General features: G+C 61.5%; 12 protein-coding genes, 1 tRNA gene, 2 rRNA genes and 3 pseudogenes. 17 read left to right on the top strand and 1 reads right to left on the bottom strand.

Annotated features, from left to right (window positions below; all coding sequences use genetic code 11):
* Positions 1–163: 163 nt before the first annotated feature.
* The 3 genes from ACQB61_RS00020 to ACQB61_RS00030 all read left to right on the top strand — a co-directional run bounded on the left by ACQB61_RS00020 (position 164) and on the right by ACQB61_RS00030 (position 3,354).
* Positions 164–2,885, top strand: a 23S ribosomal RNA gene (locus tag ACQB61_RS00020).
* A gap of 212 nt (positions 2,886–3,097) precedes the next feature.
* Positions 3,098–3,210: ribosomal RNA gene (gene rrf, locus ACQB61_RS00025) — 5S ribosomal RNA — on the top strand.
* Between the two features lie 67 nt (positions 3,211–3,277).
* Positions 3,278–3,354 (top strand) — tRNA-Met (locus tag ACQB61_RS00030).
* Between the two features lie 796 nt (positions 3,355–4,150).
* Here the strand turns inward: ACQB61_RS00030 and prmB are convergent.
* Positions 4,151–5,122: a 50S ribosomal protein L3 N(5)-glutamine methyltransferase gene (gene prmB, locus ACQB61_RS00035; RefSeq protein ID WP_430510985.1), complete on the bottom strand. Its 972-nt coding sequence runs from the start codon at positions 5,120–5,122 to the stop codon at positions 4,151–4,153.
* Positions 5,123–5,775: 653 nt separating this feature from the next.
* On the opposite strand from prmB, the gene ACQB61_RS00040 reads away from it, so the two are divergent.
* From ACQB61_RS00040 to ACQB61_RS00105, 14 genes and pseudogenes are all read left to right on the top strand, one after another.
* Positions 5,776–7,146, top strand: a complete 1,371-nt coding sequence (locus ACQB61_RS00040; RefSeq protein ID WP_430510986.1) for a glycoside hydrolase family 28 protein — start codon at positions 5,776–5,778, stop codon at positions 7,144–7,146.
* 291 nt (positions 7,147–7,437) lie between these two features.
* Positions 7,438–9,758: pseudogene (locus tag ACQB61_RS00045) on the top strand (alpha-mannosidase); the annotation flags it as partial.
* Between the two features lie 207 nt (positions 9,759–9,965).
* Positions 9,966–10,259: a glycosyl hydrolase-related protein gene (locus ACQB61_RS00050; RefSeq protein WP_430514242.1), complete on the top strand. Its 294-nt coding sequence runs from the start codon at positions 9,966–9,968 to the stop codon at positions 10,257–10,259.
* Entirely contained in the window at positions 10,256–11,491 is a 1,236-nt protein-coding gene (locus ACQB61_RS00055; RefSeq protein ID WP_430510987.1) for a CehA/McbA family metallohydrolase, read from the top strand. Before ACQB61_RS00050 ends, ACQB61_RS00055 begins: the two co-directional genes overlap by 4 nt.
* 39 nt (positions 11,492–11,530) lie before the next feature.
* On the top strand, positions 11,531–11,770 hold the full coding sequence (locus tag ACQB61_RS00060) for a LacI family DNA-binding transcriptional regulator (protein WP_430510988.1): 240 nt from the start codon (positions 11,531–11,533) through the stop codon (positions 11,768–11,770).
* A gap of 22 nt (positions 11,771–11,792) precedes the next feature.
* A complete protein-coding gene (locus ACQB61_RS00065; protein ID WP_430510989.1) occupies positions 11,793–12,578 on the top strand; it encodes a LacI family DNA-binding transcriptional regulator in 786 nt (261 codons plus the stop codon).
* Positions 12,579–12,791: 213 nt separating this feature from the next.
* The gene (locus ACQB61_RS00070) at positions 12,792–14,603 is read left to right on the top strand and encodes an ABC transporter substrate-binding protein (RefSeq protein WP_430510990.1); all 1,812 of its coding nucleotides are present in this window, start codon (positions 12,792–12,794) and stop codon (positions 14,601–14,603) included.
* A gap of 149 nt (positions 14,604–14,752) precedes the next feature.
* Positions 14,753–15,738 (top strand): annotated as a pseudogene (locus tag ACQB61_RS00075) (ABC transporter permease).
* A gap of 96 nt (positions 15,739–15,834) precedes the next feature.
* A complete protein-coding gene (locus ACQB61_RS00080; RefSeq protein WP_430510991.1) occupies positions 15,835–16,923 on the top strand; it encodes an ABC transporter permease in 1,089 nt (362 codons plus the stop codon).
* Positions 16,924–16,937: 14 nt separating this feature from the next.
* The gene (locus ACQB61_RS00085) at positions 16,938–18,002 is read left to right on the top strand and encodes an ABC transporter ATP-binding protein (RefSeq protein ID WP_430510992.1); all 1,065 of its coding nucleotides are present in this window, start codon (positions 16,938–16,940) and stop codon (positions 18,000–18,002) included.
* Positions 17,999–19,040, top strand: a pseudogene (locus ACQB61_RS00090) (ABC transporter ATP-binding protein). The gene ACQB61_RS00085 and the pseudogene ACQB61_RS00090 overlap by 4 nt, the downstream one beginning before the upstream one ends.
* 101 nt (positions 19,041–19,141) lie before the next feature.
* The gene (locus ACQB61_RS00095; RefSeq protein ID WP_430514243.1) at positions 19,142–20,317 is read left to right on the top strand and encodes an HAD family hydrolase; all 1,176 of its coding nucleotides are present in this window, start codon (positions 19,142–19,144) and stop codon (positions 20,315–20,317) included.
* Positions 20,314–22,518: a hypothetical protein gene (locus ACQB61_RS00100; RefSeq protein WP_430510993.1), complete on the top strand. Its 2,205-nt coding sequence runs from the start codon at positions 20,314–20,316 to the stop codon at positions 22,516–22,518. The genes ACQB61_RS00095 and ACQB61_RS00100 overlap by 4 nt, the downstream gene beginning before the upstream one ends.
* Positions 22,515–22,823, top strand: a complete 309-nt coding sequence (locus ACQB61_RS00105) for a hypothetical protein (RefSeq protein WP_430510994.1) — start codon at positions 22,515–22,517, stop codon at positions 22,821–22,823. The genes ACQB61_RS00100 and ACQB61_RS00105 overlap by 4 nt, the downstream gene beginning before the upstream one ends.
* Positions 22,824–22,853: the final 30 nt, after the last annotated feature.

Raw genomic sequence — 22,853 nt, forward strand, 5'->3', positions numbered from 1 at the left:
TGGGGTTGTTCCTCAGGTGTTGCGAAAGCGATGGTTCCGCACTTGACCGCGCGGAACGTTGAAAGAGCCTCGAGAAACTGGTCTTAAAATCGATGACCTGTTCAAGCTGGTTTGCGCAAGCAAGCTGGTTTTTGAACATGGAATGGACATCGATAATGAGAGTGATCAAGCGTCTTAAGGGCATTTGGTGGATGCCTTGGTAGCAAGAGGCGATGAAGGACGTGATACGCTGCGATAAGCGTCGGGGAGCTGCGAATAAGCTTTGATCCGGCGATTTCCGAATGGGGCAACCCACTCCGTATGGAGTACCCGCAAGGGAGCAAACCCGGGGAACTGAAACATCTAAGTACCCGGAGGAAAGGACATCAACCGAGACTCCGCTAGTAGTGGCGAGCGAACGCGGACCAGGCCAGTGGCTTGCAGTTTAGAACCGGAACCGTCTGGAAAGTCGGGCCTCAGCGGGTGACAGCCCCGTACGGGTAGAGAGACTGCAAGTCCTTGAGTAAGGCGGGACACGTGAAATCCTGTCTGAACATGGGGGGACCACCCTCCAAGCCTAAGTACTCCTTGCTAACCGATAGTGCACAAGTACCGTGAGGGAAAGGTGAAAAGCACCCCGACGAGGGGAGTGAAACAGATCCTGAAACCGGATGCCTACAAACAGTTGGAGCCCGAGAGGGTGACAGCGTACCTTTTGTATAATGGGTCAGCGACTTAATTTAACGAGCAAGCTTAAGCCGGTAGGTGTAGGCGTAGGGAAACCGAGTCTGAATAGGGCGCCTTAGTTCGTTGGATTAGACCCGAAACCGGGTGATCTAGCCATGACCAGGTTGAAGGTGCGGTAACACGCACTGGAGGACCGAACCCACGCCTGTTGAAAAAGTCGGGGATGAGTTGTGGCTAGGGGTGAAAGGCCAATCAAACTCGGAAATAGCTGGTTCTCCGCGAAATCTATTTAGGTAGAGCGTCAGACGAATACTCCTGGGGGTAGAGCACTGGATGGGCTATGGGGACTTACCGTCTTACTGATCCTAACCAAACTCCGAATACCAGGAAGTACTATCTGGCAGACACACAGTGGGTGCTAACGTCCATTGTGGAGAGGGCAACAACCCTGACCGCCAGTTAAGGCCCCCAAATCATGGCTAAGTGGGAAAGGATGTAGAACTCCCAAAACAACCAGGATGTTGGCTTAGAAGCAGCCATCATTTAAAGAAAGCGTAACAGCTCACTGGTCTAAACAAGGGGTTCCGCGCCGAAAATGTAACGGGGCTCAAGCCATGTGCCGAAACTGCGGGTGCACGTAAGTGCGCGGTAGCGGAGCGTTCCGTAGGCTGATGAAGGCAGACCCGTGAGGGCTGCTGGAGGTATCGGAAGTGCGAATGCTGACATGAGTAACGACAAAGCGGGTGAGAGACCCGCTCGCCGAAAGTCCAAGGGTTCCTGCTCAACGTTAATCGGAGCAGGGTTAGCCGGCCCCTAAGGCGAGGCCGAAAGGCGTAGTCGATGGGAATGCAGTTAATATTCTGCAGCCTGCGGGTGGTGACGGATGCCGTGTATCGTATCCCCTTACTGGATTGGGGATGCGGTGAAGGTGTTCCAGGAAATAGCCCCCGCATTATAGACCGTACCCTAAACCGACACAGGTGGACAGGTAGAGCATACCAAGGCGCTTGAGAGAACTATGCTGAAGGAACTCGGCAAATTGCTCCCGTAAGTTCGCGAGAAGGGAGCCTTCTGATCGGGCAACCGGTCAGGAGGGGCACAGACTAGGGGGTGGCGACTGTTTATCAAAAACACAGGGCTCTGCGAAGCCGTAAGGCGACGTATAGGGTCTGACGCCTGCCCGGTGCCGGAAGGTTAAGAGGAGGTGTGCAAGCTCCGAATTGAAGCCCCGGTAAACGGCGGCCGTAACTATAACGGTCCTAAGGTAGCGAAATTCCTTGTCGGGTAAGTTCCGACCTGCACGAATGGCGTAACGACTTCCCCGCTGTCTCCAGCATAGGCTCAGTGAAATTGAATTCCCCGTGAAGATGCGGGGTTCCTGCGGTCAGACGGAAAGACCCCGTGCACCTTTACTACAGCTTCACACTGGTATTCGTGTCGACATGTGTAGGATAGGTGGTAGACGTCGAAGCGAGGGCGCCAGCTCTCGTGGAGTCATCCTTGAAATACCACCCTTGTCGTCATGGATATCTAACCGCGATGTAACAGCATCCGGGACCGTGTGTGGCGGGTAGTTTGACTGGGGCGGTCGCCTCCCAAATGGTAACGGAGGCGCGCGAAGGTGGGCTCAGAGCGGTCGGAAATCGCTCGTCGAGTGCAATGGCATAAGCCTGCCTGACTGCGAGACTGACAAGTCGAGCAGAGACGAAAGTCGGCCATAGTGATCCGGTGGTCCCTCGTGGAAGGGCCATCGCTCAACGGATAAAAGGTACGCCGGGGATAACAGGCTGATGACCCCCAAGAGTCCATATCGACGGGGTTGTTTGGCACCTCGATGTCGACTCATCGCATCCTGGGGCTGGAGCAGGTCCCAAGGGTATGGCTGTTCGCCATTTAAAGCGGTACGTGAGTTGGGTTCAGAACGTCGCGAGACAGTTCGGTCCCTATCTGCCGTGGGTGTAGGAGAATTGAGAGGATCTGTCCCTAGTACGAGAGGACCGGGATGGACGAACCTCTGGTGGACCTGTTGTGGCGCCAGCCGCAGTGCAGGGTAGCTATGTTCGGAATAGATAACCGCTGAAGGCATCTAAGCGGGAAACTAACCTCAAAACAAGTTCTCCCTGAAGAGCCGTGGTAGACCACCACGTCGATAGGAGGCATGTGGAAGCACGGCAACGTGTGAAGCTGAGCCTTACTAATAGCTCGTTCGGCTTGATCACTCTCATTAATCAATGTCCATTCCATTCTAAATCCCTCACGGGGCGCACGGCTTACGCCTGCCCCTCCGGAAGGGCGGCCTGACCGGCCGGCGCGCGTCGCGCTTGCGAACCATAGGTTCGTAACGTCCCTAACTACTCAGGGAAACACGCCAAAACACATCGATCAGCACTCGCTGAAACAAGACCAGTTCCTCATATCTGCGTTTCGCCGGCCTGGTGGCCCCAGCGGGGGCCAACACCCGATCCCATCCCGAACTCGGCCGTGAAACCCCCAGCGCCAATGGTACTTTGTCTTAAGACACGGGAGAGTAGGTCGCTGCCAGGCCTGCAAAACGCAGATAAATAATCAATCTCTTCAACAAACCGCGGCAAAAACCGCCAAGACACCTCAACGCGGGGTGGAGCAGCCCGGTAGCTCGTCAGGCTCATAACCTGAAGGCCGCAGGTTCAAATCCTGCCCCCGCAACCAAATCAAAAAAAACACAAAAAAACCTCGCCAAAACACGGCGGGGATATTCGCGTATGATACATAAACACATAACAATAAGAACAAAACAGAAACAAAAACAAGCCAAAACACTGCGCAGCAGGCCAAAATACTCCGAAGGCACCTACACAACATAATCAATGAAAATCACGGCTCCGGAATAAAAGCCTGCCCTCATCTCGCAGATCCCGGGACCCAGATCCTCCCGCCACAAAACCAGAACAATCCGCCGTACTAGCCGTCCCGCCAAGGGCAGAAATCTCTCCCCCAAACCGGCCGAGACCAGAAAGCAGCGGTGAAAGATCTTCAATCAAATCCGCAATCAAATGAACAACCTCCCCAGATCGCTCAAGCCGCCCCATAACGCGTAAAAAACGACCACAAATAACAGAACGTAGGAGGTGTATTGGTCTGCGTGGCGGGGCATTGTGATCATGTCTGCTGCTTGAAGCTGGAGCGTCTGGTGTTCGAGCATTCAGATGGGGGAGCCGGCGTATAAGTATCCGCGTTCGCGCAATTGTCGTGCCTGCCGGTCAACATGATTGACAAGGATCAGCCGCCCATCATCGCCCGGTGGGCATTCTCAAAACGTTGGTGCCAGCAGTGACGTTGACGGAGTGCAAAGCCTGCTGCACTCATTCCGTTCTGCAATCATCTGTGTGCGGACTGAACGGCCGTTTCTGTCCGGAAAATAACAGTGCTGCGCCCAAGATCAAAATCGCAGGGCGCAGCGCTGTACCTTTTGAAGCCTCAGCCCCCCATATGCGGGAGGCCTTTCTCAGCTCCACTGCGGGGTGGCGGGGAGCCAGAAGACTTCCGAGGCGGAGTCTTCGGAGTCGAGCCACAGGAATTCGCAGTCCGGATAGTCCTCGTCGAGGATCTCGTGGTCCTCGCCCATTTCGCAGAGCATGCCGCCTTCCGGGTTGAGGTGGGCGCGGCACTCTTCGATGATCCGGCGCACCAGATCCAGCCCGTCGCCGCCGCCGCCTGCCAGCGCCATCTGCGGCTCGTGCAGGAATTCGCCGGGCAGCACCTCCATCACCTCCGGTCCCACATAGGGCGGGTTGGTGATGATGAGGTCATATGTCTTGCCCTTGACGGGGACAAAGAGGTCGCCCTGCAACAGGGTGATACGGTCCTCAAGCCCGTGATCGCGCACGTTCTCTGCAGCAAGGCTCAGCGCCTCGGGCGAAAGATCCACGGCATCCACCGTGGCATTGGGGAAGGCATAGGCGGCGAAGATGGCCAGCGAGCCGCCGCCGGTGCAAAGATCCAGTACGGACGTCACTTCATACGGATCACCAATGAGGCTTTGTGCCGGTTCCGAGCCGTCGAACAGCGGTGAGCGCAGAAGTTCGGCAATATAGGAGCGCGGCACCAGCGCACGGGCGTCGGAGCGGAACGGCAGGCCCAGCAGATAGCTGCGGCCGGTGATGTAGGCCGCCGGAAGGCGCTTTTCGATGCGCAGCGCCAGCCGTTCGCCCAGCAGCGTCTTTTCCCGGTCGGTCAGGCGCGCATCGGCGAAGGCGTTGAAGTCGTCCACCGGCAGGTTGAGGCTTTCAAGGATCATGAACACTGCCTCATCCACCGCCGTTGCCGAGCCGTGGCCATAGTAGAGCCCAGCCTCCTGAAAGGCGCTGATGGCAAGCCTCAGAGCATCGCGCAGGGTCACCATTCCCGCCATCTCACGGCGCAGGTCCGGCTTGGTCAGTTCGGCAAAGGGGGCATTCAGCGGAGTGCCTTCGGGCATCTGGATATCCTTGAAGTGAGGCGCTGCCTATCACCGGCAACCGGCCATTCAAAACGTTGCCCTGCTCTAGCGCATTTCTGGGGGAAGGGGGAGCCGGTTTCCGGTTGGTGCTGTGTTTCCCGGGGCTTTGTCTGGGAGGTGCTGGGTGAGGTGTGCCCGGATTCTCAGCTGCTCCGTATAGTTCTCGCGCAGCCTTCATCCACCTCGCCGCCCCGGCCTTGGGCCGGGGCCTGTAGGGATGCTCCGCCTCTCCGCCGTCACCCCGGGCGGAATGCAGTGGAGACCCGGGGTCAACTCGCTTGCAGAGAGATGCCGTTACCGCGAGCCGTGCACCAGACCGTTGACCGCTATATGCCTCACAGCTTCATGCCGGTCATCTGCGCTCTGGAAGCGAGTGGTCCCCGGCTCGAAGGCCGGGGTGACGGCCGAGGAGGCGGAAAGGCTGCACGTCCCTGACAGGTCCCGGCACGGAGGCCGGGACGGCGCGGAGAGTGGGCAGGGAAACCTGAGAAACGATAGAAAATGAAATTTTTTCATTTTCATTTCCGTTCCGGAATTTCAATTGCTCTCTCTCGTGCTCTTGATTGCTGCATAAATCCGTTTAATCCTTTTGCATATTTCGCTGCTGGAAGGGTGGCGGATGGGAGGATGCTTTGCGCGCAAGTGAAAAATTATTTACGCCCGTCGAGGGCGACGCAACGGCTGCGCTGCAGGCGGCCGTGGAGGCTGCTGCAGCAAATGGCGAGGCGCTGCGGCTGGCTGCGGGGCGTTACTCTTGCGCCGGACTGAGGCTGCCTTCGGGGCTTGATCTGCGTTTCAGCACCGGTGCTGTGCTCGTTTTTGCTGAAAGCTATGAGGCCTATGCGGCCAATGAAGTTGGCATCGAGGCGGAGCAATCCAGCCGCGCCATGATCACGGCGAAGGACGCGTTTGATATTTCCATAACCGGCCCCGGCCTCATCAGCGCGCCTGGGCCCGCCTATGTCACGGGCCGTCTTGAGGATATGGGCACACTCGTTCCCGCCGCTGCCCGGCCGCGGGTGATGGTGCTGGAAAACTGCAAGGGCGTGACGCTTAGGGATTTCTCTGTCGAAGCTTCGCCCATGTGGACGCTGCATTTCGTGGAATGCGAGGGCCTGCGCATCTCCGGCCTGTCGGTCGCAAATGATCTGGAAATGCCCAACACTGACGGCATGGTGCTGGATGCGTGCCGGGATGTGCGGGTCGAGCGCTGCCGCATTTCTACCGCTGACGATGGCATCGTGCTGAAGACCAGCGCCCGGCTGGACGGAGCGCCGGCTGGTGCCTGCCGCGATATCGTGGTGGCTGATTGCGACATCGAAAGCCGCAGCTGCGCGCTGAAGCTGGGCACGGAAAGCCACGGCGATTTCGAGAGTATTGAGTTCCGCGATTGCCGTATCCTTGGGTCCAACCGGGCGCTTGGCATCTTCTCGCGCGATGGCGGCAAGGTGCGCAACATTGCCTTCCGCCGCATCGGCCTGTCCTGCGAGGAAACGCCGGAGGGTTTCTGGGGCTCGGGCGAGGCGGTTACCATCACCGTGCTGGACCGCCGCCCGCTGGGCACGCCCGGCGGCAAGGCTGCGGGCGATGTGCGCGATGTGGTGTTCGAGGATATTTCCGGACGCATGGAAGGGGCGGTGAACCTCATTGCCGACAAGCCCGGTGCCATTTCCGGCCTGCAGCTGTCGCACATCCGGCTTGTGCAGGCCGACGGGGTCTGGCGCGGTCATTACTATGACGTCCGCCCCACCGCTGCCGATCTGGCTCCTTCGTCCGATGCTGCCGGGCGCGCCAATGCCTGGGTGAAGGGTCCTGATGGCAAGGTCATCGGCCTTGTGCCCTATCCGGGCGGCATGCCCGGTCTTTATGCCCACAACGTGGAAGGGCTGGTGCTTGAGGATGTGGTGATCGAGCGCCCCTTGCCGTTGCCGCTGGGATGGCATGAGCAGGAGCAGGTTGTTGTCTCCGGGATGCCGCCCGTCTGGTCTGTCTACGGTCTCTGAGGAACCGCCGTGAGCAAGCTTATCCGCAAGCTGGATCATCTGCTGTCGCGTTTACAACAGAGGATCTACACCCGCACCGGCCACACCATTCCCCTGCGCTATTGTGCAGGCTCCGCCGAGACCCGCGCCGCTCTGGTTGCCTCCACGCGGCAGGACTGGACGCCGGTCACCCGCGATCTCGTCTGGGGTGAGCCGGATGGCTATTACTGGTTCGGCGGCAGCATCACGCTGGCTGACGAGCTGATCGGCCAGCGTCTTGCCGTGCATGTGGAAGCGGCCTTCGGCAGTGTCATGGGCCGGTCCGATCCGCAGTGCCTCGTGCGCGTCAATGGCCGCATCGTGCAGGGTGTGGATGGCAATCACCGGGAGTTTCCGCTGACCGGCGAGGCCCGCCCCGGCGAGGCCTTCGATATCCTCATCGAGGCGGGAACCATTGAGGACCGGCGTCAGCTCGGGTTTGCTTGCCATCTGGTCCGCCATGACCTTGATGTTGAGGAAACCTATTACGATCTGCGGGTGCCGCTCGATGTGGCGCGGCTCCTGGCGGAGGATGATCCGCGCCGGTCCTTCATCCTGCGTCAGCTGGATGCGGCGGTGGATGCGATTGATCTTCGCCCCGGCAACGACGCCCGCTTCCACGCTTCGCTGGCGCTTGCCCGCTATCATGCGGGCGAAATTTATGCGGCTCAGGATTTCGAGAAAAAGCCGGTGATCACGGCCACCGGCCACACCCATATCGACGTGGCCTGGCTGTGGCGGGTGCGCGAGACGCGGCAGAAGATGGCCCGCTCCATGGCCACCGCGATGACGCTGATGGACGAGTTTCCCGACTATCAGTTCATGTACAATCAGTGCGTCCTGCTCGACTATCTGGCGCAGGATTATCCCGAACTGTCACAGCGCATTGCGTCGCGCGTTCAGGAGGGGCGCTTCGAGATCGAGGGGGCGCTCTGGCTGGAGCCGGATGTGAACATTTCCAGCGGCGAGTCGCTGGTGCGGCATATCCTTTATGGCGTGCGCTATCACGAACAGACCTATGGCGTGCGCCCGCGCATGGTGTGGCTGCCGGACACCTTTGGTTATTCCGCTGCTCTGCCGCAGATCATGCAGCGGGCGGGGCTGGATACTTTCGTCACGCACAAGCTGTCGTGGAACGATACCAACCGGATGCCGGAGGAAAGCCTGTTCTGGCAGGGTATCGACGGCACAAAGGTGGCCGCCTATTTCCTGACGACGCAGCCGTATGATTCCAAGAGTATAGGCACGACCTATTGCCCCAACCTGAAGCCCACCCATGTGATGGGCACCTGGCGGCGGCACGGGCAGCAGCATCTCAGCCAGGAGCTGTTCCTCGTCTATGGCCATGGCGATGGCGGCGGCGGTCCGACGCGGGAGATGCTGCACAACATCCGCCGCATGGAGCGCGGCATTCCCGGCTGTCCGAAGGTAGAACATGCGCCCATGCGCCCCTTCTTCGAGCGGCTGCTGAAGCGGATGGCGGACAATCCGGAGAACTATCCCACCTGGGTGGGCGAGCTTTATCTGGAGTTCCATCGCGGCACGCTGACATCCGTTGCCCGCAACAAGCGCAGCAACCGGCTGGCGGAAGCTGAGTTGCGGGAGCTGGAGCTGCTGGCTGTTCTGGCCACGCAGCATGGCGAAGCCTATCCGGCGGCAGAGCTGCGCCGCCTGTGGGACATCGTGATGCTGAACCAGTTCCACGATATTCTGCCTGGCTCCTCCATTGGTGCGGTCTATGAGGACAGCGATGCGGACTATGCGCGCCTGTTCTCGGATGCGGATGAGCTGAGAGCGCGCCTGGTTGCGGCACTGCCGGGCGGCGGGGCGCGGGTGTTCAATCCCTCTGGCGCAGCGCGCAGCGGGCTTGTCCTGCTGCCGGATGCAGAGGGTGTGGCGGGTGGCCAGCTTGTTGTTCGCGCTGATGGCTCGGCGGCTTATGCCTTGCGCGCCGGCGCAGTGCCGCCGCTGGCCCTTGTCAGCCTTGAGGCGCATACGGCCCCTGCACCGCAGGACGTGCTGGAAGTCTCGCCGGGGCGGCTTGCCAATGATCATGTCGAGGTGCTGTTCGATGAGGCAGGCCGCATGGTGTCGCTTCTGGACCGCAAGACCGGGCGGCAGGTTCTGAAAGCGGGCGCGAAAGCCAACCGGCTTCAGGCCTTCCGCGACATGCCCGCCGAATATGATGCCTGGGATATTGATGCGGATTTCGAGGATCAGGTCTTCGAGATCGATGATCTTGTCTCGGCAGACGTGGTGGAGCAGGGCCCCTGCGTGCGGCCATCCGCTTTGAATGGCGCTATGAATCCTCGCGCATTGTGCAGGTTATCTCGCTGGAGGCAGGTGCCCGGCAGGTGGAGGTTGATTGCTTCATCGGCTGGCACGAGCACAACACGCTGGTGAAGGCAGCCTTCCCGCTGGCGCTCAACACGGCGGCAATCGATGCGGAGATCCAGTTCGGCCACGTGCGACGCGCCACTCACCGCAACACCTCCTGGGACAAGGCCCGCTTCGAGTGCTCCATGCAGCGCTGGATCGATGTCAGCGAGCCGGACTTCGGTGCCGCGTTCCTCAATGATTGCAAATATGGCTATGACGCGATCGGCAGCGATGTGCGGCTGACGCTGCTGCGCTCGCCCACCTGGCCCTGGGCCGATGCCGATCAGGGCGCACATCACCTGCGCTATGCGGTGATGCTGCATGACGGGGACAAGGTGGCGGTGCATCAGGCGGCGGAAGCTTTCAATCTGCCGCTGCGCTTCGTTGCTGCTGCGGGTAGTGCCGCCAGCGGCTCTGCTGCCATGCCTTTCACGCTGGAGGGCGAGGGGCTCTGCGTCGAGGCGGTGAAACAGGCCGAGGATGGAGATGCCATCATCCTGCGTCTGTGGGAGGTTCCCGGCGCCCGCCGCAAGGCGCGGCTGCGGCTGGACCCGGTCATTACCGCTGTCGCACGCACGGACCTTCTGGAGCGCGAGCCTGAAGCCCTGACGGTGGAGGATGGCGCTGTCAGTCTCTCTCTTGCACCGTTCGAAATCCTGACGCTCAGCCTGTCGCGGAGCGCTGTTGCCACTTCTCCAATACCGAGCCTGACATGACCCAGCCGCTGCACGAGTTCACCCGCCGTATCACCGAATTTCCCAAAGGCGAGAAGTCCTTCATCGAAATTCCCTTCACCGTCGATGACAGCATCGAGCGGATCGAAGTCAGCTATGTGTTCCCGGCTGGCAGCGGCGGGAGTGTCATTGACATTGGCCTTGCCCAGAATGGCCGCATGCGTGGCTGGTCGGGCTCCGAGCGGGGCCATGTACATGTGGCGGCAGACCGGGCGACGCCGGGCTATGACCTTGGGGCCTTGCCGGGCCGCTGGGATGTGGTGCTGGGCATCGTGAAGATCGGTCCCAACTGCTACACGGACTTGCGCGTTCGCCTCGTGCCCAAGCGCAGGAAGTGGCTGGTGGGCGACATTCACAGCCATTCGGAACATTCCGACGGCGGCGTCACGGTGCTTGACGCCATCCACCGCGCCCGTGCCTCGCGGCTCGATTTCGTCGCCATCACCGACCATAACACCGTGTCGCAAAACATCATCCGCCCGGATGATCCGGACATTCTGGTGATCCCGGCGATGGAACTCACCTCTTTCTACGGCCACACCAATTTCTTCGGGCTGGAGCGTCCGGTGAATGACTGGCGCTGCCGCTCGCCGCAGGATGTGGCGGATAAGATGGCAGAGGCCCGTTCAAAGGGCGCAACGGTGGTGATCAACCATCCCTTCCAGAACTCGGATGGTGGTCGCTGGCAGGCGGGCTTTGATGTGGCCTTTGATGCCATGGAAATCTGGAACGGCAACTGGACGCCGATGAACCAGCAAGCCATTGATTTCTGGCAGGAGCTGCTTTGTGCTGGTCGCCGGATTCCGGTGACGGCGGGCAGCGATTTTCACCTCAAGAACCGCCGCCGTCATGGCCATCCCTCCAACCGGCTGCTGGCGGAAAGCCACACGATGGCAGGCATTCTGGAGGCCATCCGCGCCGGGCGCAATGTGGTGGCCGCAGGGCCCGATGACCGCATGGCAAAGCCGGCGGATGAGGCCGGGCCGCAATTCGGCGAAGAGGCAAGGGCCGGGCAGAAACTGGTCACTACCTTCACCGGTCTTGCCGCCGGAGACGAGTTGCGGGTGATCACGGACAAGGGAGCGGTGGAAACGCTTCCGGCCTCTGGTCATGAACTCACCCATGAGACAGCTTTCGCCAGCCGCTTCCTGCGCTATGAGATCTGGAACGGCAGCGAGCCGCGGCTCTTCACCAACCCCTATTACGCAGGCTGAAAGCCGCACCTGCTGCTGTGTGCTCTTGGAGGAGCTTGCATGGAGAAGAAGACGCCGGGCAAAGTCGGCATCAAGGATGTCTCGCAGGAGGCAGGCGTTGCGCTCAGCACCGTCTCCCATGTGCTAAACGGCACGGCGCCGATCAGTGCCGAGGTGCGCGCACGGGTGCTGGATGCAGCCCGCAGGCTCGGGTATCTCGCCAAGCGCCAGCAAAGGGGGCGATTGCCTCGCTCTCCACGCTCTACCTCGCGGTGCCCAATGCCAATCTGCCGCATGTGAACACCAACCTTTTTCCTGGACCATGCTGTCGGGCCTGACGCGGGAGTGCGAGCGCCGGGCCATCAAGCTTGTGCCGCATGCCAGCGAAGGGGATTTGAGCGCGCCGGAAATCATTGCCGGGGCGCGGGCCTGTGGGGCCGATGGCATTATCCTTGTGCACGATCACACGCCGCGCCTGATCAAGGGACTGGCCACGTCAGGCATCGCCACAGTGCTGCTCAACGGCGATGATCCCTCCATGTCCATCGACACGGTGGTGCCGTCCAACCGTTACGGGGCGCGGCTTGCTGCAGACTGGTTGTTGTCACGCGGGCACCAGCGCATCCTGCATCTCACCTGGCGAGGCCGCAGCACGATACGCCGCCGTCTTGACGGGGTGAGAGATGCGTTGCTGGCGAGGGACCTTTCACCTGATGCCTGCGAGGTGCTCTATGCCGATGGCTATGAACCCGGGCACGGGGAGGCGGCGCTGTCACGGTTCATCGCAGCCCGGGGCGGCATGGGGGGCAATACGGCAATTTTCTGCGCCGCCGACAATCTCGCCATTGGCGCGCTCACTGCGCTGCGCGCCAATGGTATCGGCGTCCCCGGAGAGGTCAGCGTCATCGGCTTTGACGGTGTGACCATCGGTGAGCTGACCACACCACCATTGGCAACCGTCCGGGTGCCGCTGGATCATCTGGCTGCCGCTGCCGTTCAGACGCTTGAGAACCGTCTTGCCGTCTATGCGCCCGATTTCCCTCCTGTTCGGACCGAACTGGCCTGCCAGCTCATCATCCGTGAAAGTGCGGGTGAAGCTCGCAGTTGAATGAAATTATTTTTATTCTTGAAATCGAGCTTTCAATGCGTGATCGTCTCCTTCGTTGAATTATCTGGAAGCTAAATACTGCCTTTGCAGCAGAGTTTCCGTCTCTGGGAGGAGATTGAGATGAGGATTCATAGAAATATTTTCACAGCAATGTCAGTGGTTCTTCTGACAGGCTCAGCCATCAGCTCGGCCTATGCATTCCAGGAATCGCCAATGCTTGCGGCGCTTGTGAAGGAAGGCAAGCTGCCGCCGGTGGATCAGCGCCTGCCGGAAAAGCCGGCTGTCATCGAAGCGGTTGAAGTGGGGCAGTACGGCGGTAACTGGCAGCGCGCCTACAAGGGGCCGGGCGACCGCTGGGGCCCGACCAAGCTCATGGAAGAGCGCGTGGTGAAGTGGGCGCAGAAGGCTGGTGGTCCGCTGGAGCTGGTGCCGGGCTATATTTCGTCCTATTCGGTCAGCGACGACTCGCGCGAGTTCACCTTCTCCCTGCTCAAGGGCCTGAAGTGGTCAGACGGTCACCCGGTCACCACGGAAGACGTGCGCTTCTGGTATGAGGATGTCTATCTCAACAAGGACATCCTGGCCGAGATCGACCAGACCCTTGCGCCCGGCGGCAAGCCGATGAAGCTGGAGATCATCGACGAGCAGACCTTCAAGGTCAGCTTCGAGGATCCTTATGTCTATTTCTTAGAAATCCTGGCCAAGGATTCCACCGGCAATCCGAGCCTCGACCGCCCGAGCTTCCTTTTTCCGAAGCACTACCTGAAGCAGTTCAATAACAAATATGCCTCCGAAGAGGAGCTGAAGGCCGCCGCGAAGAAGTTCGGTGTCGAAAAGTGGAGCGACTTGTGGGGCTCCAAGGGCGCCGCAACGGCCTGGTGGCAGAACCCGGACCTGCCGGTGATCACTGCCTGGAAGATCGAGACCCCGGCCCCATCCGAAATGGTGACGATGGTCCGCAACCCTTACTACTACGCTGTTGATCAGGCGGGTAACCAGCTGCCCTATATCGACCGGATCACGCACAAGCTTTTCAGCGATCAGGAAGCCTTCAACCTGATGGTGGTGCAGGGCCAGATCGACATGCAGATGCGCTATGTCGAGCCGCAGGACTTCACCTTCTACAAGGAGAACGAGGTCAAGGGTAACTACAAGGTCCGCCGCTGGACGCAAGCGCAGGTCTGGGCGCTGGTGCCGAACCTCAACGTCAAGGACGAGGTGCTGCGCGGCCTGTTCGAGACCGCAGAAGTGCGTCAGGCACTCAGTGTTGCCATTGACCGCGAGACGGTGAATGAGCTGATCTTCTCAGGCCTTGCTGAAGCCCGTCAGGCTTCGCCAGTGTCCGGGTCTCCGAATTTCGACCCGGAGCTGGAAACGCACTGGGCCGAATATGATCCGGATCTGGCCAACGAGTTGCTGGACAAGGCTGGTCTCGAAAAGCGTGATGCGCAGGGCTTCCGCCTGCGCCCGGATGGCAAGCGCCTGTCCATCGTTGTCGAAATGCAGCATGCCAATGGTCCCAAGACCATGGAGATCATTGCCGACAACTATAAGGATATTGGCGTCGAGCTGCTGCCGCGCATCATCGACCGCACCCAGTGGGATGCAAACCGCGACAACAACGAGTTCCAGATGCAGTGGTATCCCTTCGACCGGCTGTCGGTCGTGGCGGCTGATCCGCGCATCATGATGGGCAACGACTCCTACGCCAACCAGTATTACATCTGGTACTCGACCAAGGGCGCGTCCGGCATCGAGCCGCCTGCTGATCATCCGATCCGCAAGATCTTCACCGACTGGGACAAGGCTGCCAAGGCTGCCAGCCGTGCGGAGGCGGATGGCGCGCTCAACGACCTGATCAAGACTTTCGTCACCGAAGGCTGGGTCATCGGCGTGGTGGGCGAGCTGCCTGCGATTTCCATCGTGAAGAACGACTTCAACAACTTCCGTGATGGCCTCATCGAGGACGACATCACCCGCGGCATCGGCCTTGGCGCGACGCAGCAGATGTGGATGAAGCCGTAACGGCGGCTGCGGCTGCAACGTTCAGACCGGCGCCCCCGATGCCGGATGGCTGGGGGCGCCGGATCCGGTTCTTCTGAAATCCTGTTCCCGCCCGCGTGGCAAGCCGCCGGTCTCCATGGTGAGGGTGCGTGCGGAACTGGAGGGTGTTCATGCTCGGTTATATCTTGCGGCGTCTGGCCTGGGCCGTACCCACGCTGATCTTCGTGTCTTTCATCTCCTTCGTCATCATCCAGTTGCCGCCGGGTGATTTCGTGACGGCCTATGCCGCGCAGCTGCGCAATAGCGGCGATTATGTCACCGAAGCAGAAGAGGCGCTGATGCGGGCCCAGTACGGGCTCAATGATCCGCTGCTGGTGCAGTACTGGCGCTGGATCTCCAATATTGTCTTCTATGGGGATTTTGGCCGCTCGCTGGAATGGAATGCGCCAGTGAGCGACCTCATCTGGGAACGCCTCGGCCTGACGCTCGTCATCTCCACCCTCAGCATGATTTTCACCTGGCTCATCGCCATTCCGGTGGGCGTCTACTCGGCAACGCGCCAGTACTCGGTTTTCGATTATCTCTTCACGGTCTTCGGTTTTCTCGGCAAGGGCATCCCGGACTTCCTGCTGGCGCTGGTGCTGATGTGGATGGCCTTCGTCTGGCTGCACATGGATGTGGGCGGGCTGATATCGCCGGAGTTCGAAGGCCAGCCCTGGACGGTGGCCAAGGTCATCAACCTGCTGGAGCATCTGTGGATTCCGCTTGTCGTGCTCGCTACGGGCGGTGCCGCCGGGCTGATCCGCGTCATGCGCGCCAACATGCTGGACGAGCTGCGCAAGCCCTATGTGGAAACGGCTTATGCCCAGGGCTTCACCGAGCGCACCGTTGTGTGGCGCTATCCGGTGCGTGTGGCACTCAACCCCTTCATCTCCACGGTCGGCTGGGCGCTTCCGGCGCTTTTTCCGGCGACGTGATCACCGCCGTGGTTCTGAACCTGCCCACCACCGGCCCGCTGCTGCTGCAGGCGCTGAAGATGCAGGACATGTATCTGGCCGGCAGTTTCATTCTCATTCTCAGTGTCTTCACCGTCATCGGCACGGTGGTGTCCGACATCCTGCTTGCGCTGTCCGATCCGCGCATCCGGTTTGCGTGAGGAGCAAGGCCATATGACCCAGACCCTCGATCAGACGCTGTCCGCCACCGCCGCCGAAATGCCGCCCCTGCCGCCGCTTGCCCCCGCGAGGAGGTGATGGGCGGGCAGCTTTCCACGGCGAAACAATGGACGCTCATCTGGTGGCGTTTCCGCAAGCACAAGCTCGCCGTCATCTCGCTTGTCTTTATGGGCGTGCTCGGGCTGCTGGCGCTGTTTGCCGATTTCGTCTCGCCCTACCGGCCCGAAACGATCAGCCGCCTCAACACCTTTGCGCCGCCCAACGTGGTGCGCTTGTTCCATGACGGCAGCCTGCAGCGGCCTTTCATCTATGCGCTGAAGCGCAAGCGCGACCCGGAAACGGCCCGTGTCATCTATGAGGAAGACACAACGAAGCCGCTGCCCGTCCGTTTCTTCGTTGAAGGGGAAACCTACAACCTTCTTGGTCTCGTCGAGACCAGCGTCCACCTCTTCGGTGTCGAGGACAGAAAACAGCAGATCAACCTCTTGGGCACAGATTCCCTTGGCCGCGATCTCTTTACCCGGCTTCTCTACGGCGCCCGCGTCACCCTCTCGGCTGGTCTTGTCGGTGTTGCCTTTGCCTTCATCCTCGGCCTCGCGCTGGGCTCGGTGTCGGGCTACTACGGCGGCTGGATCGACGGTGCCATCCAGCGGCTGATGGAGTTCATCCGCTCCATCCCGACGATCCCGCTGTGGATGGGCCTTGCCGCAGCGCTGCCCATCGCCTGGGACCCGCTGTTCGTCTATGTGCTCATCACCATTATCCTGTCGCTGATCGGCTGGACGCATCTGGCCCGTGTGGTGCGCGGACGCTTCTTCTCGCTGAAAACGGAAGACTATGTGCTGGCGGCACGGCTCGCGGGCGCTTCGGAATACCGGATCGTCACCCGCCACATGCTGCCGGCCATGACCAGCTACATCATTGCAGCCGTGACGCTTGCGATCCCGGAGATGATCCTGGGTGAAACCGCACTCAGCTTCCTAGGGTTGGGGTTGCGCCCGCCGGTCGTCAGCTGGGGCGTGCTGCTGCAGGACGCCCAGAACCTTCGCACCATTTCCCTGGCCCCCTGGCTTCTGGCCCCGGGCATTGCGGTCGTGCTCGTTGTCCTTGCCTTCAACTTCATTGGCGACGGCCTGCGCGATGCCGCCGATCCTTACGGCCACTGAGGGGAGGAGCCATCATGTTTTTCAAGCAGAAAGCCCCAAGGCCCGATCTTGCCCCCATGCCGCCCGAGCGGCTGCTGGAGCTGGACAATGTCGGCGTGCATTTTCCCACCCGTGACGGGCTGGTGAGGGCGGTCAACGGCGTGTCTTACCATGTCAACCGGGGTGAGGTGCTGGGCATCGTCGGCGAAAGCGGTTCGGGCAAGTCGGTGACGGCCCGCTCCATCATGCGCCTGCAGCCGCGCAATGCACTCAATGCCAGCGGCACCATCCGCTTCCGCCGCGCCTCCGGTGACGAGGTGCTGATTTCTTCCGAAGACCGGCAGAGCCGCACCATGCGCTCGCTGCGCGGCGGGGAAATCGGCATGGTGTTTCAGGAGCCGATGACGGCCCTGTCGCCGGTGCACACCATCGGCACGCAAATCATGCGCACGGTCATGCTGCACAAAAAGGTGTCCAAGGCCGAAGCGCGCAATCAGGCCATCGAGCTGCTGAAGCGCGTGCAGATGCCCCGTCCTGCCGACATCGTGGACCGCTATCCGCACCACCTGTCCGGCGGCATGCGCCAGCGGGCGATGATCGCGCTGGCGCTGGCCTGTGATCCGGCGCTGCTGATCGCCGACGAGCCTACCACGGCACTGGATGTGACCACGGAAGCGCAGATCCTGGAGTTGCTGAAGCAGCTCCAGGAAGAGCTGAACATGGCCATTGTCTTCATCACTCACAATTTCGGCGTGGTGGCTGATATCGCTGACCGGGTGGCGGTGATGTATCTGGGCCGCGTGGTGGAAACCGGCACCGTGGATGAAATCTTCTACGAGCCCAAGCACCCCTATACTCAGGCGCTGCTGCAATCCATTCCGCGTCTTGGCAAAAGCCATGGCCGCCGCCTGCGCACCATCTCCGGCATGGTGCCGGACCCTTACAACGTGCCCGGCGGCTGCTCTTTCCACCCGCGCTGCATGCATGGGGTGGCCGGCACTTGCGATGTCACCGTGCCGGAGGATGCCGTCTTCCCCAGCGGCCAGCGCGCCCGCTGCCATTTTGCCGGAACTGCCGGCATTGCGGAGGCTGCCGAATGACCGCCGCTCAGGATCTCATCATGGACGAGAACATCCTCATTTCCGTCAGGGGCGTGCGGAAATATTTCCCCGTCTACGAAGGCTGGTTCCGCCGCGAGGTGGGGGCGGTGAAGGCAGTGGACGACATCACCTTCGACATCCGCAAGGGCGAGACCTTCGGCCTCGTCGGCGAAAGCGGCTCGGGCAAGTCCTCCATCGCCCGGCTCATCCTGCGTGCCTATGAGCTGACCGGCGGGGAAATCCTGTTCCGCCGCAACAATGGCGATGTGGTGGATATTTCACGCCTCTCCGACCGGGAGATGCGCGACATCCGCCGCGAAATGCAGATGATCTTTCAGGACCCGTATTCCTCGCTCAACCCGCGCATGACGCTGCTGGAACTGGTTGGCGAGCCCATGGTGGTGCATGGAGCAGGCTCGGAAAGCGAAATCCGCGACCGGGTGGCGGAGTTGTTGCGCCTTGTCGGCCTGCGTCCGGAATATTTGCAGCGCTATCCGCATGCCTTCTCAGGTGGCCAGCGCCAGCGCATCGGCATTGCCCGTGCGCTTGCGCTCAATCCCAGCTTCATTGCCGCGGACGAAGCGGTGTCGGCGCTGGACGTGTCGGTGGCGGCGCAGAACATCAATCTGCTTCAGGACCTGCAGGAGCAGCTGGGCCTCACCTATCTCTTCATCACCCATGACCTGGGCATGGTGGAGCATATCTCCGACCGGATCGGCGTGATGTATCTGGGCCGCCTGATGGAGGTTGGGCCCACGGAGGAGATGTTTGCCCGCCCGCTGCATCCCTACACCGAAGCTCTGCTTGCCGCCGTGCCGCAACCGGACCCGCGCGGCAACCGCATCCGCAAGCGCGTGCCGCTGAAGGGTGAAATTGCCGACGCCATGAATGTGCCCTCTGGCTGTCCGTTCCATCCACGCTGCCCCTACGCGGATGAAAGCTGCCGCAGCAAGGTTCCTGCGCTGCGCACGGTGGAGGGGGCGGCAGGTGCGCTGCCATCACGCGGAAAGTCTCACCCTCACCGGAGTTCATGGCTGATGCGCAACCTGCTTGCCGGCCTGCCGCTCTCCGGTCTTCCGGAGGATGCGGATCAGGCGCCTGATTTCGCCCTTGCCGCCCGCTATCTGCCAGTGCTGCGCATGGATGATGCGGAGCCCTTCCGCCCGCTGGCCGCAGGCTATGCGGTCTACCGGGAGGAGGCGCGCTCTGTGTCTTCGAAATTCGTCATCCGCCCACGCGGCCGCACGGTGATCGAATATGCCTTCTGGTATGACTGGGATATCCAGCACCTTTATGACCTTGAGCATGTCTGGGTGCATGTGGAGGCCGATGGCAGCATTGCCAAGGTCGAGGCCTCGCGCCACGGCTCACGCCGCCGCATGCTGCGGCCCGATGGTTCGCTGCCGGTGGAGGCGGGACGTCCGGTCCTTTATCTGGAGCCGGGCAAGCATGCCCACTGGGCCAATGACATTGAGATGCGCAGCAACGCCGGGCCTCTCATTGCCGCCATGTGCGGTTCCTTTGCCGGGGATGGGGGCGTGCATCTCTCCAACCGGTTCTCTGATGCCGGACGCATCTCGGCCTCCCCGCTGAGCTGCCGTCTGGCGCGCCTTGCCCTGAAGCGCATGGCGTTCTCCCCGTCCTGGCAGTTCTCCCGCTCCAGTGACGAGGAGGGCGGCGTGTGCCTCATGCCCTGGTCCATGCTCGATAGCTGGGTGCCGGGCCGGGTGGAGGCGCTCGTTGCCAGTCTGGAAACCCGGGTGCCCCGTCTGGCCGCGGTGTTTCTGGACTGCGGCGACACCCTGGTGGACGAGCGCACCGAGGTGAAGATCCCCGGAACGGACGTGGTCACCAGCGCCGATCTCATTCCCGGTGCTGGCGACATGCTGCACGAATTGGTGCGCAGCGGCTACCGGCTGGCGCTGGTGGCTGATGGCCCGCGTGCGACCTTCGAGAACATTTTGAAGCATCACCGGCTGTGGGACTGCTTCGAGGCTCACATCATCTCCGGTGACATCGGCGAGCTGAAGCCTTCGCCGAAGATGTTTGCTGCTGCCTGCAAGGCGCTGGGTCTTGCCGATGGCGACCGGGCGCGCACGGTGATGGTGGGCAACAATCTGGAGCGGGACATTCTGGGCGCCAACCGCTTCGGCCTCATCTCCATCTTCCTCAAATGGTCCACCCGGCGCAGCCACAAGCATGGCACCCGGGCGGAGCGCCCGCTGCTGACCTTCAACCAGATCGGCCGCCTGCCGGATCTGCTGGAGAAGATCGAACTTAGTTTGCCACTGCCCGGCGAAGGAGAGGATGAATGAGCGCGCCCCTTATCGCATCTTCTGGCGCCGGTTTTCCTGTCACGCGAGGCAGCAGCGTGACCGCCTGGGCCATGGGGCCGGTGCATCAGGCTTATTATCCCGGCACGCCGGCCCTGGCCGAAGACCGGGTGCAATACCGCTTCATCAACGGCTTCGTGGATGTGGGTGATCTGCCCTGCCGTGTTGCCTTGTGGGAGGAGATCGAGACGCGCAAGGTTGCGCTGGAGCCTTTCGAGGTGGAGGCGCTGAACCTGCCGGGCTTCAACCGGAGGGTGGAGTTCTCCAGCTTCTGGCACCGGCCAACCCGGCTGAAGCGCTGGTTGAAGACCCGTCTGGTGCCTTCTTCGCCTAAGCCATGCCGCTTTCGTCTCTCCACCTGCGGCGGCGTCACCATTTGGGTGGACGGGGAGAAAGCCGTCTCCTTCGAGCCTTTCCAGCGCAACAAGGAAAGCAGCACGGAAATTGAGTTGAGCCTCAAGCCGGAAGGCAGCGAGGTGATCGTGCTGACCGAAGAGCTGGCCGAGCGCGATGCCATCTGGTTCTTCGAGCTGACGCTGCTTTCCGATGCCGCCATTGCGGCGGTGCTGCCGGTGGATGTGGCATCTGTGGACATTGCAGCGCTGATGGAGCTGGCCACTTCCGTGCGCCCGGCGCCCTTCCACAGCACCACCGGCGAATTGACGCTTGTCTTCGCTCATGCGCTGGATGTGGATGTCAGCGTGACCGCCCTTATCCAGCCCAGCGTTCACATGCGCGATAAGCCGCCGCTGCTGCAATCCACTGGCGTGCTGCGCAAGGGCGAAACCCGTCTGAGCCTGCCGGGTGCCGGGGCGCTGCCTGATGCCTATCATCCGCTGGATCTGACCTTTGCGATTGGATCGGCACGGGTGGAGCGGCACATCGCCTTTGCAACGCACAGACTGAAGAAGCTCGACTGGCGCACCCTGCCGTTTGCTGACCGCAAGCCGAAGGTGCTGGAGTTTCTGGCTGACCACGGCGAAATGCGCGCCGGGCGGGCTATCGCCATGCAGGCGGCTGGAAAGCCCATGGATGATACCTTCCGCGAGATCATCGCCAACACGCTGGCCGCCATTGACGAGCGGCGTGATTGCTCCGACTTCGTGATGGTGCCGCTGCTCTGGCTGGCGGCGGACTATGGCGCGGGGCTGCCGCAGGATCTGCGCGGCGCCATTGATGCCTCGGTGCTGGGTTATCGCTATTGGGTCGATGAACCGGGCAATGACGTGATGTGGTTCTGGAGCGAGAACCACGTGCTGTGCTTCCACGTCTCGCAATATCTCGCCGGACGGCTTTATCCCGATGCCGCCTTCACATGTTCCGGCCGCAAGGGCGCGGAGCAGGCACGGCTTGGCGAAGAGCGGCTGATGCGCTGGTTTGACAGCGTGGAGGCGCATGGCCTCGCCGAGTGGAACTCTGCCGCTTATTACCCGATCGACTTCATCGGTCTGCTGGCGCTGGAGCATCTGGGCGATGGCCTTATCCGCGAGCGGGCGGCGCAGCTGCTGGACCGGCTGTTCCTGATGATTGGCCTGCACACGCTGGGCGGCGTTCCGGCCGGCACCATGGGCCGTGCCTATGACAAGGAACTGCGCGCCGGTCCGCTGACCGAGCTTGCCCCCTTCGCCACTCTTGGCTTTGGCGAGGGCTGGCTGAACGATGGTGTGGCCGCCTTGCCGATGCTGGCAGCAGGCTCCTACGCCCCGCCGCAACGCGCTCTTGACGTGGTGAGCCCGGCTCCGGGAACGGCGCTGACAGCCCATTACGTGCAGGGCCATGACGAGGCGGCCCGGCTGGCGCTCTACAAGTCCGCCCATGTGCAGCTCTCCTCCATGGTGGATGGTGAGCCTGGCAAAAGGGCCACCAGCAGCATCAGGTGGATCTGCGCTTTGCCGCCCATCCCTTTGCCCGTGCCTGGGTCAATCATCCCGGTGCCGATGATCCCTGGGGCGGCCAGCGCCCGTCCTACTGGGCGGGCAATGGCGTCATGCCCCGTGTTGGCCAGCACGGCAACGCCGCGCTGCTCGTGTTTGATCTGGGCGAGGCCCCGCGCATCGGCTTCACCCACGCCTATGTGGAAACCTCTGCCTTTGATGAGGTGCGGCAGGAAGGCAACTGGCTGTTCCTGCGCTCAGGTGCCGGTTTTGCCGCCCTGTCGGCCAGCGCCCCGCTTGAGGCTGTGACGGAAGGGCCGGGCGCGGATATCGAGTTCCGCGTTCATGCCTGCCGCTGTGGCTGGGCGGCTCTGATGGGGGAGGCTGCTGGTGATGCAGATCCCGCCGCTGCCTTCGCCCGCTTCCGCTCCAGCATTCAGGCACTCAGCCTCAATTTTGATGCGGATGCCCTCACCCTGACGCTCGAAGGGGCCGGCCGCCCGTCCCTCGCTCTTTCCTGGGGCTCCGGCCTTGTCGTGGATGGCACAGCGATGCCTTTTCCCAACCGCAGCCTCGACCCGCTCATCCGGCAGTTTCCTGCCGTCTCCCATTGATCTGATCCGCCGATTGACAGGACCCCGCCA

This window comes from Pannonibacter phragmitetus (genome assembly GCF_050510895.1).
GTDB classification, from domain to species: Bacteria; Pseudomonadota; Alphaproteobacteria; order Rhizobiales; family Stappiaceae; genus Pannonibacter; species Pannonibacter phragmitetus_B.